At 63.0% G+C, this 15,010-nt stretch carries 16 protein-coding genes and 1 tRNA gene; 11 read left to right on the forward strand and 6 right to left on the reverse strand.

Translation table 11 applies throughout. The features are described from left to right. Positions 1-16 precede the first annotated feature (16 nt). Positions 17-89 (forward strand) — tRNA-Arg (locus AC51GR_RS19510). A 532-nt stretch (positions 90-621) separates the two neighbouring features. Here the strand turns inward: AC51GR_RS19510 and AC51GR_RS19515 are convergent. Then, a complete protein-coding gene (locus AC51GR_RS19515) occupies positions 622-1,188 on the reverse strand; it encodes a hypothetical protein (protein ID WP_496326307.1) in 567 nt (188 codons plus the stop codon). Between the two features lie 125 nt (positions 1,189-1,313). Here AC51GR_RS19515 and AC51GR_RS19520 point away from each other — a divergent pair, with 125 nt between their 5' ends. The 3 genes from AC51GR_RS19520 to AC51GR_RS19530 all read left to right on the forward strand — a co-directional run bounded on the left by AC51GR_RS19520 (position 1,314) and on the right by AC51GR_RS19530 (position 2,577). Further along, complete coding sequence (locus AC51GR_RS19520; RefSeq protein WP_496326308.1) at positions 1,314-1,904, forward strand: TetR/AcrR family transcriptional regulator; 591 nt, start codon at positions 1,314-1,316, stop codon at positions 1,902-1,904. A 144-nt stretch (positions 1,905-2,048) separates the two neighbouring features. Then, positions 2,049-2,420, forward strand: coding sequence for a hypothetical protein (locus AC51GR_RS19525; protein WP_496326309.1), 372 nt, complete (start codon positions 2,049-2,051; stop codon positions 2,418-2,420). Continuing rightward, positions 2,398-2,577 carry a hypothetical protein gene (locus AC51GR_RS19530; protein WP_496326310.1) on the forward strand — a complete coding sequence of 60 codons (180 nt, stop codon included), beginning with the start codon at positions 2,398-2,400 and terminating at the stop codon, positions 2,575-2,577. The genes AC51GR_RS19525 and AC51GR_RS19530 overlap by 23 nt, the downstream gene beginning before the upstream one ends. A 46-nt stretch (positions 2,578-2,623) precedes the next feature. Here the strand turns inward: AC51GR_RS19530 and AC51GR_RS19535 are convergent, their stop codons facing one another. Both AC51GR_RS19535 and AC51GR_RS19540 read right to left on the reverse strand, forming a co-directional pair. Further along, on the reverse strand, positions 2,624-3,160 hold the full coding sequence (locus AC51GR_RS19535; protein WP_496326311.1) for a glutathione peroxidase: 537 nt from the start codon (positions 3,158-3,160) through the stop codon (positions 2,624-2,626). 89 nt (positions 3,161-3,249) lie between these two features. Continuing rightward, entirely contained in the window at positions 3,250-3,561 is a 312-nt protein-coding gene (locus AC51GR_RS19540; protein WP_496326312.1) for a hypothetical protein, read from the reverse strand. Positions 3,562-4,085: 524 nt separating this feature from the next. Here AC51GR_RS19540 and AC51GR_RS19545 point away from each other — a divergent pair. Then, complete coding sequence (locus AC51GR_RS19545) at positions 4,086-4,475, forward strand: SRPBCC family protein (protein ID WP_496326313.1); 390 nt, start codon at positions 4,086-4,088, stop codon at positions 4,473-4,475. Positions 4,476-4,490: 15 nt separating this feature from the next. Here the strand turns inward: AC51GR_RS19545 and AC51GR_RS19550 are convergent, their stop codons facing one another. Continuing rightward, positions 4,491-5,243, reverse strand: coding sequence for a hemerythrin domain-containing protein (locus AC51GR_RS19550; protein WP_496326314.1), 753 nt, complete (start codon positions 5,241-5,243; stop codon positions 4,491-4,493). A 432-nt stretch (positions 5,244-5,675) separates the two neighbouring features. On the opposite strand from AC51GR_RS19550, the gene ctaD reads away from it, so the two are divergent. The 3 genes from ctaD (at position 5,676) to AC51GR_RS19565 (ending at position 8,961) form a co-directional block, all read left to right on the forward strand. Further along, positions 5,676-7,484 carry an aa3-type cytochrome oxidase subunit I gene (ctaD, locus tag AC51GR_RS19555; RefSeq protein WP_496326315.1) on the forward strand — a complete coding sequence of 603 codons (1,809 nt, stop codon included), beginning with the start codon at positions 5,676-5,678 and terminating at the stop codon, positions 7,482-7,484. Positions 7,485-7,654: 170 nt separating this feature from the next. Then, the gene (locus AC51GR_RS19560; protein ID WP_496326316.1) at positions 7,655-8,215 is read left to right on the forward strand and encodes a hemerythrin domain-containing protein; all 561 of its coding nucleotides are present in this window, start codon (positions 7,655-7,657) and stop codon (positions 8,213-8,215) included. Between the two features lie 8 nt (positions 8,216-8,223). Beyond that, positions 8,224-8,961, forward strand: a complete 738-nt coding sequence (locus AC51GR_RS19565; RefSeq protein WP_496326317.1) for an MBL fold metallo-hydrolase — start codon at positions 8,224-8,226, stop codon at positions 8,959-8,961. 35 nt (positions 8,962-8,996) lie between these two features. Here the strand turns inward: AC51GR_RS19565 and AC51GR_RS19570 are convergent, their stop codons facing one another. Together AC51GR_RS19570 and gad are read right to left on the reverse strand one after the other, a co-directional pair. Continuing rightward, on the reverse strand, positions 8,997-9,623 hold the full coding sequence (locus AC51GR_RS19570; protein WP_496326318.1) for a response regulator transcription factor: 627 nt from the start codon (positions 9,621-9,623) through the stop codon (positions 8,997-8,999). Between the two features lie 291 nt (positions 9,624-9,914). Continuing rightward, positions 9,915-11,285: a glutamate decarboxylase gene (gene gad, locus AC51GR_RS19575; RefSeq protein WP_496326319.1), complete on the reverse strand. Its 1,371-nt coding sequence runs from the start codon at positions 11,283-11,285 to the stop codon at positions 9,915-9,917. Positions 11,286-11,676: 391 nt separating this feature from the next. On the opposite strand from gad, the gene AC51GR_RS19580 reads away from it, so the two are divergent. The 3 genes from AC51GR_RS19580 to AC51GR_RS19590 all read left to right on the forward strand — a co-directional run bounded on the left by AC51GR_RS19580 (position 11,677) and on the right by AC51GR_RS19590 (position 14,993). After that, on the forward strand, positions 11,677-13,173 hold the full coding sequence (locus AC51GR_RS19580; RefSeq protein WP_496326320.1) for a pyridoxal phosphate-dependent decarboxylase family protein: 1,497 nt from the start codon (positions 11,677-11,679) through the stop codon (positions 13,171-13,173). A 103-nt stretch (positions 13,174-13,276) separates the two neighbouring features. Then, the gene (locus AC51GR_RS19585; RefSeq protein ID WP_496326321.1) at positions 13,277-14,227 is read left to right on the forward strand and encodes a hypothetical protein; all 951 of its coding nucleotides are present in this window, start codon (positions 13,277-13,279) and stop codon (positions 14,225-14,227) included. A 13-nt stretch (positions 14,228-14,240) separates the two neighbouring features. Beyond that, the gene (locus AC51GR_RS19590) at positions 14,241-14,993 is read left to right on the forward strand and encodes a class I SAM-dependent methyltransferase (protein ID WP_496326322.1); all 753 of its coding nucleotides are present in this window, start codon (positions 14,241-14,243) and stop codon (positions 14,991-14,993) included. Positions 14,994-15,010 lie beyond the last annotated feature (17 nt).

The following is a 15,010-nucleotide window of genomic DNA, read 5'->3' on the forward strand; positions in this document are numbered from 1 at the left end:
CAACTGAACACAGCATGCGCCCGTAGCTCAACGGATAGAGCACTTGACTACGGATCAAGAGGTTAGGGGTTCGAATCCCTTCGGGCGCACAGAGATACGGCCCGGACCTGCACATATGTGTAGTCCGGGCCGTATTTGATTCAATCGACATTGCCTCAACTCAACAGTTTGCCTCAATGTGTTGGGTGATCGCGGTACTGGGGAGCCGCATCTGAGGGGCGTCGGCTTGGCTCAGGGGCAGGGTTCGAATTACCCGGCCGAGGACTGCCCGCAAAGTTACCTCCCAGGTCGCCGACCAGTCGAGAGTGGACCTCAGCTTCGACTCGCGCAGGATCATGGTGTCGTCTGAGTGGACCGCACGGTGGACAAAATTGTGGGCCCGGCGTTGATGAGGTCGAGATTGCCTTCCTGATGCGGACTCAACCACCGGGCTTTGGAGTCCGACTATCGGGACCTGCCAGTACTGCTCGGTGCGGTATCTGCTGGGGCAACGCCGACGTCGGATTGTTGTGGCTGACGGTCGTGAACGAGTACTTCGAAGGCAATGCGTTCGCATGCTACGCCAATTTGACTGCAGCACTGGTTATTTGAGCCCCATTTGACTGGTGATGCCCGGGGTCATCACAACCGTGGCCGGCGGTGGAGGATGGTGAGGCGGATGGCAGAGACGAGGAAGAAGATTCCTCCGAGGGTGGCGTAGCCGCCCACTGGGGTGATGGACGTGGCGTCTTGGAATGACTGCGCCAGAAACGATAGTCCGGCCAGTACTGAAATAGCACCGCTGAGGATCTGCGGTATCTGACCGCCGGCGCGCCGGCGCTGTATGGCGGTGGCGAGCTGCGTGGCTCCTGAGGCTACTGCCCATGCGCCCCAGACTCCGAGCGCAGCGGCGATGGACACCGTCGAAGTCCACCCCAGCGCCACAGCCACGGCCACGCTGATGCCCACGTTGAATATCTCCGACATCCGTGGGGCCTGCCCGCGCCCCTCGTTCCGCAGTTGCCATGAGACGGCCGCTGCGTCGACGAGCGGATAGATGACCAGCAAGACCGTCAAGAGAGGCCCGACCTCGGGTGAGGTCGCGATCAGGATCGTCGCCCAGATGGTGGCGAACGCGAAGCGGGCGAAATACAGGCGATGCAGTGTGCTGATCATCGAGGTCGTTGCACGAGAGGTGGTTGTGGTCATTGTGGTTCCTTTTGTTCGAGCGGGGATCGACGGTAGAGTTACTAGTACGTCTACATGCCGAACTATAGGGTGTGCACGGCGATAGAGCAACCAGATCGACGAGAGAAGTAGAGGAGAAGCAGAGAATGACTGCTGAAGTGCCCGAGCCGGCGTTGCGCAAGTCCTCGGCGTCCGCCACGCGAGCACGCATTCTGGCCGCTGCGGGCGAGATGTTCTACGCTCACGGGATTCGGGCGACGAGCGCCGACCGCATCATCGAACAGGTTGGCATCACCAAGGTCACCTTCTACCGCCACTTTCGCACCAAGAGTGATCTCGTGGTCGCGTATCTGGAGCATCAGGCGGCAGGGGAGCGGGGCTGGCTGGAGGGGGTACGGCGTCGTGGCGATCCGGTCGGATCGCTACGCGATCTCGCCGTCGACATCGGTGCCGCGAGTTGTGGTCCCGGATTCCGGGGGTGTGCTTTCATCAATGCAGCGGCGGAGTTTTCCGACCCGAACGACCCTGTTCGAGTCGCCGTTGATGTGCACCGCCAGTGGACACTCGACTATTTCGTTGACATCGCCGTTGAGGCCGAGGTGCCTGAACCCAGCTCTGTTGGAAGGCAATTGATGTTCTTACGAGACGGCGCAATGGTAAATGGCTACCTCGGCGATGCGTCATCGGTTGCCAACGTTCTTGGCGCCGCATTCGCGTCAATCATCGCGCGCAGCTGAGATTTCGCCGGTATCAATTCGGAATCCACTGACGCCGCACGTGGTTGAGACGGCCCGCTCGGGGTCGATCAGTTTAACGCTTTGGCCCTGGCCTGCGTCAGACCCGGATACGCGAATCGGTGCGATGTCAGTGACAATTGGGCGATGACCATTTATGTCTCGAGTCCGCAGATTCCTTACATCCTGACGTTCGAAGACGCCGACCGCGACGAGGTCGCCCGCGAGATCCAACGCAGCATCGTCGGTGCGACGGAGACGATCGAGGTGCCGGGGACGACCGACTATTTCGAAGAAATCGTGCCCCCGTTGGTCATCGCCCTCGACGCCGACGATGCTGCTTTTGTCATCAACTGGGGGCAGGTGGCATTTGTGGAGATCACCGAAGACGACCCGAATGAGGTGACCCCCGGAGCGCTTCAGCGGCCGTATCTGGAACTCAGCTCATCGGACGGCGTCCTCGATGAGGCCGACGAAGAGTTCGAAGACGACTTCGATGAGGGCGCCGAAGCCGGCTGATCAGGCCGGGGCCGCAGCGGTTTCAGGCGTCGAAGACGCGGCACGCGGCCTCGATGTCGCGGATGTACCGACGAGTCCAGGTGCTCATCGGGGTGTGGCGGCACTGGCAGCGTCAGGATTTCTCGACGAGATCGAAGCCACCGCGGTCATCAACTGACCACGGTGGCTTCGGGTTTGAGCTCAGGTGTCAGAAGACACCGGTATCAGGAAAGCACGCTCTCAAGATCCGCACTGATCTCTTCGGGCGTGACGGTGGGTTCGTAGCGTTTGATGACGGCGCCGTCGCGTCCGACGAGGAACTTGGTGAAGTTCCACTTGACCTCGTCGGTCCCGATGGCTTCCGGACGCGACTTCTTGATGTGGTCGTACAAGAAACCGGAATCCGGACCGAATTCTCCGGGTGCTTCGGAGCGCAGGTAGCTGAACAGTGGGTCGGCGTTCTCGCCGTTGACCTCCACTTTGGCGAAGATCGGGAAGGTCACGTCGAAGTTGACGTTGCAGAACTCGGCGATCTCGTCGGCGGTTCCGGGCTCCTGGCCACCGAATTGGTTGCAGGGGAAGCCCAGGATCTGCAGTCCCTTGTCCTTCTTGTCGCGGTACAGCGCTTCAAGGCCCTCGTACTGCGGGGTCAGCCCGCACTTGCTCGCCACGTTGACAACCAGAAGTACCTGGCCCTCGTAGTCCTTCAGTGATTGTGTGCCGCCATCGGCAGTGGTGGCGGTGAAATCATGGGTGCTCATCGGGGTGCTGTGTCCTCACGGGTGGGAATCTGGTGGGCAAGTCCACTCCACGTTAGCGCGGAGTGCCCGAGTCGACGCGGCAACGCCCGTCAGCTGGAAACGAGGGCTGCCTGCACGGCCGCAGCGAATTGGCGGCCGGGTTCACCGAAAACCCTGGTGTCGGCGAAGTACATCGACGCCAGTCCACTCAGCAGTGAGCCGCAGGCTCCCGGTCGCACCGCGACCGCAAACCACATCCCCATCGAGCAGCCCTGGACGATGCGAGTCCAATCCCCGTGCTCTTCGATTGCGCTCGCAATTCTGAGTACTTCTTTCGGATCCTTGACCCCGGGTACCCCGTCCAGCTTCTGCGTGGTCGTGCGGTGGTCGGTGGCCGGCGATGGGTACGCGATCGAGTGCAATGGATTCTCCCTGTGCGATGGAAGTTGGCCACTCGGCCAACATATTGACCGTCGCACGGGAGGGGTACGTTCGTTGCAGGTCAAGCCATTATTGGCGGAAATTTAGTGCGCGCAAACACAAATCAGCTTCCATTGGCCTAATGGTCACCGTGTCCAAAATCATTGTGAATCACAATTGTTGTTCAGTTGGAAGCCGAGGTCACCCGCACGAGATGGGTCTCAAAGAACTGAGTTTATGATCCCGACGACCGCGTCGGGGTACGTGGATCGACGGTTCCGGGCCTGGACCTTTCGCCGATCTAAGGACCTGCATGTTCACTTTCCGGGACGGCCTCATCGCCCGGGTGGACTCCTACCTCGTTCCGCTTTCCTGAGCGCAGGGTTCAGACGAACCGAGGAGGACATGACAAAGTGCACTGCACGCCGGTCACGCCGACATCCTCGCCGAACAGATCCGTGGTTGTCGCCCCGCCCAGGGCCCGGATGAATAACGTCCGAGCAAGTCGGAGAAAAGGAGAGCAACAATGCGTAGCCGCCACCTCAGCCGGGTGATCCCGGCCCAGCCCACCGAGGTCTACGAATATGCAGCCGACCCGGACAATCTGCCCAAATGGGCGGCGGGCCTGGCCCGGTCCGAAGTGACGCGCGACGGCGACACGCTGTTCGCGGATTCACCGATGGGCAGAGTCGCCGTGCGTTTCGTGGCACCCAACGAATACGGAATCCTGGATCACGACGTGATATTGCCGTCAGGTGCGACGGTCAACAATCCAATTCGGGTGCTCGCGCATCCGGACGGGGCCGAGATCGTGTTCACCATCCGTCAGCTCGACCTGACTGACGACGAGTTCGATCGTGACTGTCGCCTGGTGCAAGAAGATCTCGACCGGTTGGCAGAGCTTCTCGCGGCCTGACAGACGACCTCGCGTTCAATTCTGTCGTGGTGCGGAGGATGGCGGCTCTCCACGTGAGGTGGCCGACGAATGCGTCGACCGGTCCTCACCCTTGGTCAGTGGGGTGATGTGCTCGATCCGTCCGGCAGCTCGAGCGAGCAGGCGGCTACCGGAACGGGCGGCGGTACTGAATCTGTGGTCGGCGCGGGCGAAACGGTCGAGCCGATCGCGGGCACGGTCGAGAACGGTCAGGGGAGCGGCAGCGAGAACATTGCCCGGAGGGCGGCGCGCCACCACCGGATGCGGTCGCGTCGGTGCGGTGCGACGCACCGCTTCCCACGCGGCGCCCATGCGCACCAGGTCTCGGCGCGTGGAGACGTTCTGGAGCCGGGGCAACAGCTCATCCTCCTCGTCCCGGACGTCCTCGCGCAGGACGACGACGATCCGGGCAAAGAGTTCACGGTGTTCAGCGGAATCCGGGTCGAGCTTCTCCAATTCGGTGAACAGTTCGTTGATCTCCTGGTGTTCCTGTTCGATTTGCAGAGTCAGGTCCTCACCGTCGGGCACGTTGCGGCGGATGAACGGCCACAACACCGACTCCTCGGCGAACGCGTGCGGAAACACCAACCGGCACAGGGCAGTCAACTGTTCCTCGCGTTCGCGACCGTGGGCGTCCTCGATCGCGTGGATGAGACGGTCGAGTTCGACGTGGTCACGTTTTTGCCGGCTCAGCACACTGAACCGGCCGCCGAGTTGTTGCTCGGTCTGATCCGCCAATGACTTATACATCAGAACCTCCTTGTGACTGTTTCTGGTGCCGAGTTCAGCTTGACTCGGGTAGTCGCTTTTTTCCCGGTAGGAAAGTTCGGGAGGGACGTCGCGTTCATCAATGTCGGTGTGGCGCAACACGTGATGAACCGACCGGGTCCGCCGGGCGCCGTGGGCTGCAATCTCAACCGAACAGATCGGCGGAATACCCACGATGTGATCCATCCAAACGGCCAACGATGTGCAGGAGCCTGGTTGCCCCGGCGGCGGCGTCGTCGTAAAGTTCCTATTCGTACCCGATATTGTGCGGGGTAGAGACCACGCCTCAACGAGTGCGTATGTGGGCAGTCCTAGAAGCGGACGCCGAAACGATCTTGAGTATTTCGTGCAATCCAATCGTCACGACGTGGTCGCCGGCGTTTGAAGCGCTCGGCACCCGCCCCTGGGGGCCAGATGAGCGCTGTGAGAATTTCGCCGGATCATGTTGTCGCGCAACGTCCCTTTCCGGCTCGTACCGGTCTCAAGGGTTCGGCCATCTACCGCCTGATGACCACAACCGATCACAAATTGATCGGGATGATGTATCTCGTTGCCTGCTTCACGTTCTTTCTCATCGGTGGACTGATGGCGCTCCTGATGCGTGCCGAGTTGACCGAGCCGGGCCTGCAGTTCCTTTCGACCGAGCAGTACAACCAGCTGTTCACGATGCATGGCACCGTCATGCTGCTCATGTACGCCACCCCGATCGTCATCGGATTCGCCAACGTGGTTCTCCCGCTGCAGATCGGCGCACCGGATGTCGCGTTTCCGCGCCTCAACGCCCTGAGCTTCTGGCTGTTCGTGTTCGGGTCGTTGGTGGCGTTGGGTGGATTCGCGCTGCCCCAGGGTGCGGCTGACTACGGTTGGACCGCGTATACGCCGCTCAGCGGTCCGGACCACTCACCCGGCCCCGGCGGCGATCTGTGGGTGATGGGCCTGGGGGTCTCGGGCCTGGGCACGATCCTCGGCGCGGTCAACATCGTGACCACGGTGGTGTGTCTGCGTGCGCCCGGGATGACGATGTTCCGGATGCCGATCTTCACCTGGAACATCCTGGTGACGAGTGTCCTGATCCTGATGGTCTTCCCGCTGCTGACGGCGGCGCTGATGGGTCTGTTCGTCGACCGGCAGTTCGACGGGAACATCTACGATCCGGCCAACGGTGGGGCGATCCTGTGGCAACACCTGTTCTGGTTCTTCGGACACCCCGAGGTCTACATCATCGCGCTGCCGTTCTTCGGCATCGTCTCGGAGATCTTCCCGGTCTTCGCGCGCAAGCCGATCTTCGGCTACACGGGCCTGATCTACGCGACCCTGGCGATCGCAGCGCTGTCGGTGGCCGTGTGGGCGCACCACATGTACGCAACCGGCGCGGTTCTCTTGCCGTTCTTCTCGTTCATGACCTTCCTGATCGCAGTGCCCACGGGGGTCAAGTTCTTCAATTGGATCGGAACGATGTGGAAGGGGCACATAACTTTTGAGACACCGATGCTGTTTGCGGTCGGATTTCTGGTGACGTTCTTGTTCGGTGGTCTGTCCGGGGTCATCCTGGCCAGTCCGCCGCTGGACTTCCACCTCACCGACAGCTATTTCGTCGTCGCCCATTTCCATTACGTGCTCTTCGGCACGATCGTGTTCGCGACCTACGCGGGTATCTACTTCTGGTTCCCCAAGATGACCGGACGGATGCTCGATGAGCGTCTGGGCAGGATACATTTCTGGCTGACCTTCATCGGTTTCCACATGACGTTCCTGGTCCAGCATTGGCTGGGCAATGAGGGGATGCCGCGACGCTACGCCGACTACCTGTCCAGCGATGGCTTCACCGAACTCAACATCGTCTCCACGGTCGGTGCCATGACGCTCGGTGTATCGGTTATTCCGTTCTTGTGGAACGTCTTTCGAAGCTACCGGTACGGTGAGGTGGTCACGGTGGACGACCCGTGGGGCTTCGGCAATGCACTGGAATGGGCCACGAGCTGCCCGCCGCCGCGGCACAACTTCACCGAGCTTCCCCGGATTCGTTCGGAGCGGCCCGCATTCGAACTGCATTATCCGCACATGATCGAGCGCATGCGTGCGGAGGCGCACGTGGGAACCCGGGCAAGCAAAGGTGCGGAGTCGGCCCGCCGTGAGCCATTCACGGTCGGCGACAACGAATCGTCATGGAATCCCGGCGCCACCACGGCCGAGGACCACAGCGGCCCGGATGCCCGCGGGTGACCGGGCGGCGGGCTCGGCAAGGGCTTTCGTAGATCCCATCGGCGAGTCCTCGGTGCGATTTCCGAATTGAAAGCGAAAGGGCTGTGAACGCAGTGTGTTTGGACCCGACACAGTCGGGTATCCGCTGGACAGCCCGCAAAGATGCACAGCGTTTCTCAGGAGGGACAACCATGACTGCAGGCATCGGCAGCAGTAAGGATGCGATTGATTTCCTGGTCGCCCAACACAACCGGATCCGTGGGTACTTCGACACGGTTCTGTCCGCCCAGAACCCAACTGCTCGGGAGGAGGCGTTCTTCGAGATGCGTCGTCTGCTCGCCGTTCATGAGACGGCCGAAGAGCAGATCGTCCATCCGATGGCGCGACGCCGGATCGCTTTCGGCGACAGGGTCGTCGACGAACGTCTCGAGGAAGAGAACTCGGCGAAGAAGATGCTCGCGGAGCTCGAAAAACTGGACGTCGACTCCGATGAATTCATCACCAAGACGAAGGTGTTGCAGAAGGCCGTTCTCGAGCACGCCGAGCACGAGGAGGCGAGCGAGTTCCCCGAGTTGTCAAAGGAACTGAGCGAGGGAGAACTGAAGAGAATGCGGACGATGATCACAGCTGCCGAGGCGATGGCTCCGACCCGCCCGCATCCCGGGGTCGAATCGGCAACTGCCAATACGCTCGTCGGGCCGTTCGCCTCGATGCTCGACCGGGCGCGCGACGCCATGACCGCACACTTCTAGGTCGCACGATGTTCCAGCGAGACGTCGCACCAGGGATACACCGGATCGAGTATGCCGCCACGAACCTTTACCTCGTCGAGCACGAGGGCCGACTGCTGATCGTCGACTCCGGTTTACCGCGTGTTTGGCCTCAACTGCTGGCGGCGCTGAAGGAACTGGGTATGGGTCCTGACGCGGTCGATGGTGTTCTGCTGACGCACGGGCATTTCGACCACGTCGGGACCGCGCGGCGGGCGCATCGGGAGTGGAATGTCCCGGTCTGGGTTCATGCCGAAGACGTGGCGCTCGCGGAGCATCCATATCGCTACGCCCATGAGCGGGCCCGGTTCTTCTACCCGCTGCGCTACCCGGCGAGTGTGCGCGCCCTGGGCAAGATGACGATGGCCGGAGCTCTCATGGTCAAGGGTGTCCGAGACCCGACGCCCTTGACGAGCGATCAGGTGCTGCCGGCTGGTCCGGTCGTGATCCCCAGTCCCGGTCACACATTCGGCCACATAGCACTGCACTTTCCCGATCGCGACGCGCTGATCGCGGGCGACGCGCTTGTCACATTTGACCCGTACACGGGGCAGGCGGGACCGCAGATCGTCGCCGGCGCAGCAACTGTCGACAGCGCGTTGGCACTGCAGTCACTGCAGCGCCTCTCCGAAACGCATGCCTCGGTCGTGCTGCCGGGTCACGGTGCACCGTGGCGAGACGGGATCGAGGCCGCTGCCGACCTCGCGGTCTCCCGCGGACCGCACTGAGCTGACGAATGTGCCCGCCCAACGGGCGCATCCGTTCAGATCAGCCCCTCGCGCATCGCGTACGCCACTGCGTGTGAGCGGTTCCGTAGTTGCAATCGCGTTGTCACATCGTGCAATACGTTCTTCACGGTGCGCTCGGAGAAGCACAACTGACGTGCGATCGCGGTGGTGTCGAGTCCGTCGGCGACCAGCTTGAGAACCTCCACCTCACGCTCGGACAATCCAGAGAACCGGAGACCACGCGGGGCGAGTACCTGGCGCTGTAACCGGCCGACCTGGTCGAGCAGGCTGCCCAGCAGGTCCGCCGGGACCACGCCGCCACCGGCGGCGACCCGGCGGATCTGCGCGATCAGTGCATCGGCGTTCGCATCGGCGCGGCGCACCAATCCACTGACCCCCGATTCGGCGGCTGTCACGACGGTGGCGTCGTCGAGTACACCGAGCACCAACATCGTCCGCGGAATGCCGCCGCGCTGCAGGGCACGCAGGTTGCGCTTGACCGCTTCGTCGAAACTATCTGCGACCACGATTGCGACCTCGGCCGAATCGACGTCGGATTCGTCGACCAACCGGATCTCCGGTCGCATGCGGAGTTGGCTGGCGACCCCCGCTTGGAGGATGGTGTCGTTCGAGTACACGTAGGTGAGGATGCGTTGCTGCATGTGTCGACTCCTGATTGACGATGACGATGGCGATGTCCGTCCGGGCCGGCGGTTGGTCACGCCGCGACGAACATGACGATGCCGGCGACGAGCACAGCAAAAGTCACCGTCGACGACTTCAGAAGAACCAGAAGTGACGTTTGCGGAGTGCTGTGGTGTCGGGACATGGACCGATCGTGGTCCCGGGGAGTGTCCGAAACGCGAGTAGCGCACTACCCGAATATCGAGGTACGCCGAACCTCCGGGCCGCGTATGACCGCGGCGATCCGGGTAGTCACGATCCGCGACCGGTCAGTGGGCGAAATGCTGCTTCTGGGGCAGGTGGCCTTCGGACTTGAGCCGGCGGAGGTCTGACATCACCTGGACGAGGTGTCCGTGCAGGACGCGGGCCATGTCACGGGAGAAACCCTCACGGACGACCACTCGCAGAACGGCGAGGTCGGTCACGTTGTCGGGCATCGTGTAGGCCGGTACCTGCCAGCCGTAGGCACGCAGACCGTGGCTGATGTCGAAGGTGGTGAACTCACAGGATTCGTGGAGTGTGAACGTGACGACCGGGATGGCCGAACCGTCGGTGATGATCTCGATCTCATCTTCTTGGGCGATTTCGGCGGCGAACCACTGGCCCGTCTCGGACAGGGACTTCATGATGTCCGTATAGCCCTGACGCCCCAGGCGCAGGAAGTTGTAGTACTGCCCGATGACCTGGTTACCCGGGCGCGAGAAGTTGAGGGTGAATGTCGGCATGTCGCCGCCGAGATAGTTGACCCGGAAGACGAGGTCTTCGGGTAGCCACTCGCGGCCGCGCCAGACGACGAATCCGACGCCGGGATAGGTCAATCCGTACTTGTGCCCGGAAACGTTGATGGACACCACCCGGGGCACTCGGAAGTCCCATTCGAGTTCGGGATGCAGAAACGGGAGCACAAAGCCGCCACTGGCGCCGTCGACGTGGATCGGCACGTCCGCGCCACCGTCGGCGGCCAGTTTGTCGAGTGCCTCGGCGATCGCTTTGACCGGTTCTATTTCGCCGGTGTAAGTGGTGCCCGCGATGACCACCACGCCGATGGTGTTCTCGTCGACGGCATCGACGACCTGTTCGGGGGTGATCACGTAACGCCCCATCTCCATGGGGAGATAACGGGGTTCGACCTCGAAGTAGCGGCAGAACTTCTCCCACACGACCTGCACGTTGCTGCCCATGATCAGGTTCGGGGTGCCGGAGGTCGCGGTGCGCTTTGCCTTCCAGAGCCACTTGAGGGCCAGTCCGCCGAGCATGACCGCCTCGGAGGATCCGATCGTGGAAGTGCCCGTGGCGCTGGAGGCTTCGGTCGGATCGAGGTCCGGTGCGTTGAACAGATCGGCGACGATGGCGACACAGCGCTCCTCGATGGCCGCGGTCAGCGGGTACTCGTCTTTGTCGATCATGTTCTTGTCGAACGTCTCGGCCATCAGCTTCTCGGCCTCGGGATCCATCCAGGTGGTGACGAACGTGGCGAGGTTGAGGCGAGAGTTTCCGTCGAGCATGAGTTCGTCGTGGATGAACCGGTATGCGACTTCAGGATCCATCGAATCGTCGGGCATCTGTAGGGCCGGTACTCCCGAAACCGCAAAACGGCCGGTATAGGCGGGCGTGATTACTCCGCGTTCGAGTTCTGACATCTCGGTGAACTCCATCGTTGGCGATGAGTGGCACGAACTGAGCGAGATCCAGCACGATATTACCGGCTCCACGCCGATGAGCAGGGCAATTGGGCAACCGCGTATCGATTCCAGGGCCTACTGTGTGAGCGTGATCGTGCGACCAGAGACCCGTGCTCCCGGCTTCGACCGCGGTGTGGTCGCCGGATATGCCGCGGGCAGCGTGAGCCGCCCACACGGACAAGGACTGTTCGATTTTATCCGGTCGCAATACTTTTCGGGCCGCACTCACGTTGCGGCGAGCATTCCCGCGTTGACCATTCTGTTCGCGGGTTGCGGCCGCGCTGTGGGGGGCCGGAAGTCTGTGGGTGCTCCGCGGTTATCGCGATGCACCGGTGAAGGGGAGGAACTGATGGCACAGAACAAGTCGATCGCAAACCGGGGTGCGTGGGTGTTGCGACGGTTGGAAGATCTGCGGGCACGTGACGCGCCGACACGCGGCGGCCGGATCCTGTCCTATGTCTACGACAGCGGTCTGGCCGAACTGGACCGGATTGCCGCCGGCGCCGCCCGTCTCGTACAGCCGGTCAATGGCCTCGACCCCACGGTCTTCACCTCGGTCGCAGTGATGGAGCGCGAGCTGATCACCTTCGGCCGCAACATATTCCACGGTGACGAGGCCATGGTCGGAACGGTGACCAGCGGCGGTACCGAGAGTTGCCTGCTGGCGGTCAAGGCGGCCCGCGACAGTGCCGCCCGTCCTCGCGGCACCGGCTCGCTGGTGATCGCGAGCACCGCACACGCGGCCTTTGTGAAGGCTGCGGAGCTGTTGTCGCTGGAGTTGATCCGGGTGCCGGTCGACACCGGCACGACGCGCGTGAGCGCTGCGGCGATCTCCGCGGCGATCCGGGACGACACAGTGCTGGTGGTTGTCTCGGCCCCCAATTATCCGACGGGTGCCCTCGACCCGATCGCCGACATCGCGGACGTGACCGCGCCGCACGGCATCCCGCTACATGTGGATGCCTGCCTCGGTGGATTCGCCCTGGCCTGGTGGGAAGCCGGCGAAGTACTCCTGCCGCCCTGGGACTTTCGCGTACCGGGGGTCACCAGCATCTCCGCCGACCTCCACAAATACGGATACTCGCCCAAAGGTGCATCTCTGTTGCTGCACCGGGACCGGGATCGCCATCGTGCCCAGTACTTCGGAATCACCGACTGGCCCGGCTATCCAGTGGTGAACCCGACCCTGCTGGGTTCGAAGTCGGTCGCGGGGACGGCCGCGGCGTGGGCGATCACCCAGACACTCGGCGTCGAGGGATATGCCGAGCTGGTGGCGGGGATCCGGCGTTGCACCGACCACCTGCTCAAGACGATCGAGAGCATCGACGGACTGCGGGTGGTCGGTGAACCGATCGGTCCGGTGTTCGCGGTCGCGGCCGACACTGCCGCAGCAGCGCCGCTGGATCCGCACCGGTGGGCAGATGCCGTGCGGAGACGTGGTTTCACCCTGCAGATGCAACCGTCGTTCACCCAGGCGGACGGCTCGGTCCTGCCGTCGACCACACACTTCACGGTGACCCCGGTGACAGAAAGCGTCCTCGACGAGTTGGTGGGCGCGCTCGTGGACGGCGCGCAGGCCGTGCGGGGACAGCCCCCTGCCCGACCCCCGCAGGCGCTGCAGGACCTCGCGGCCGCGTTAGAGCGCGGTGACCTGGCGGTGTCCGACATCCTGGCACTGCCGAGCGCGGCGGCCGGTGAGGCGTTGACCGCGGCCGGGTTCGATCCACATGGCAACGGTGACCTCGACATGGCGACCGTGCTCTCCGCGGTCGAGGCGTTGCCGCGTGAGGTCACCGCCAAGTTGTTGATCGAGTTCCTGGCAGGGCTGGTGGCGCCACCGAATTGATATGCGGACTCTTTCGAACCGCGAGCTTGCCCGACGAACAGAAGCCAGGCCACCGGTCGCCGGTAATGTCTGAACTCAGACCGCCGACGCGAGGAGTGCACGCATGGGTCCCGGAAACGGAAACGATCCCGAGAATCCCGACCAGCCGACGTGGGGTGGTGGGCAGGATCAGGATCCCGCGCAACCGCAACAGCCGTATTGGGGCGCGCCACCGGACCAGCCGGGGCAAGGGCCGAGTGGGACCACGCAGATGCCGTCGCAAGATCCGCAGTACGGTCAGGCACCGCAATACGGTCAGGACCCTCAATACGGTCAGGCGCCGCAATACGGTCAGGGGCAGTATGGGCAACCCGATTACGGGCAGCCCCAATATGGCGGCGATCAGTACGGCAACCAATACGGCGGCAATCAGTACGGCAGTGGTCAATACGGGCAGCCGGTTGTCGGTGGCCGGCCCGCCTACAGCCAGCAACCCGACTACGGCCAGCAGTATCCGAGCGGACCGTACGGCGGAGGTGGCCCGCCGTACGGTGAACCGCCGTTCGGTGGCCACGGAAACGGGGGGCAGCCCCCGGGCAACGGTGGGAACAAGAAGACGGTACTGATCATCGTGGCGGTAGTTGCCGCTCTCGTGCTCGTCCTCGGCGGCATATTCGCGGCCGTGGCGTTGTCCGGTGACGACGGGGACGACTCGACCGCCGGGTCTTCGGCGACGGCCACGTCGACCGCAACGTCCACCGAAGAGGACGACACCGACACCACCACAACCCAAACCACCACCACGAAGGACGAGGACCTGTCGGGTGAGGTCACGTACGAGGTCACCGGCAATGCCTTCGTGATCACCTATACCGATGCCGACGGTGTGGAGCAGACCGACGACGATCCGACGATGCCGTGGAGCAAGTCCTTCGAAGGTAATCCGGACGAGCCCCTGGTTCTCGGTGCGATCGCGATCGATGGCAGCGATGTCACGTGCACCATCAAGGTCGGCTCCAAAACGGTGTCCGAGGAGACCGGCCCGTTGGCTGCCTGTGTGAGTCTGGATTGGTGAGGCCACCGAACTCGTGACCGATCCGGACAAGCGTGCGCAGATGTCGACCTCTTTCGGGGCGCAGGCGCGTGCGTACAGTCGGGGGCGGCCCGACTACCCGGCCGCGGCAGTTGCCGCCCTGCTCGACCCGACGGTGCGGGCCGTGGCCGACATCGGTGCCGGCACAGGCAAACTCACCGCGTCTCTGATCGCGCCCGACCGCACGGTGTACGCGGTGGAACCGGATGCCAAGATGCTCGATGTGTTGAGGGCGCAGCTACCCACGGTGCGTGCACTGATCGGAACGGCTGAGCAGATCCCGTTGCCGGACAACACCGTCGACGCACTCGTGTTCGGGCAGGCGTGGCACTGGGTCCGTCCGGATGAGGCGGTGGCGGAGGCCGAGCGGGTCCTGCGTCCCGGTGGCACGCTGGGATTGATCTGGAACATCCGGGACGAATCCGTACCGTGGGTGCATCGGTTGACCACCATCATGAAGGCCAGCGAGGCCGAACGGTATGTGGCCGCCGGCGTCCCCGAACCGGGTGGCGGGTTCGGGCCGTTGGCACGCAAGGTCTTTCGATGGGCCCGCACGATGACCATCGGGGAATTGCTGGCCATGGTTGCCTCGCGTAGTGCGGTCATCACTGCCTCGGAGACAGACCGGGACCGATTGCTGTCAGAAGTCGAAGTGCTGGCCGGACAGGTGGCCGATGAGACCGGAACCATTGTTTTGCCCTACCTCACCCATACCTACGTTTCTGAATGGAACCCGCGGCCGGTTTAGCGGGACCGGTGCCGAGC

The organism is Williamsia sp. z71, from assembly GCF_059553375.1.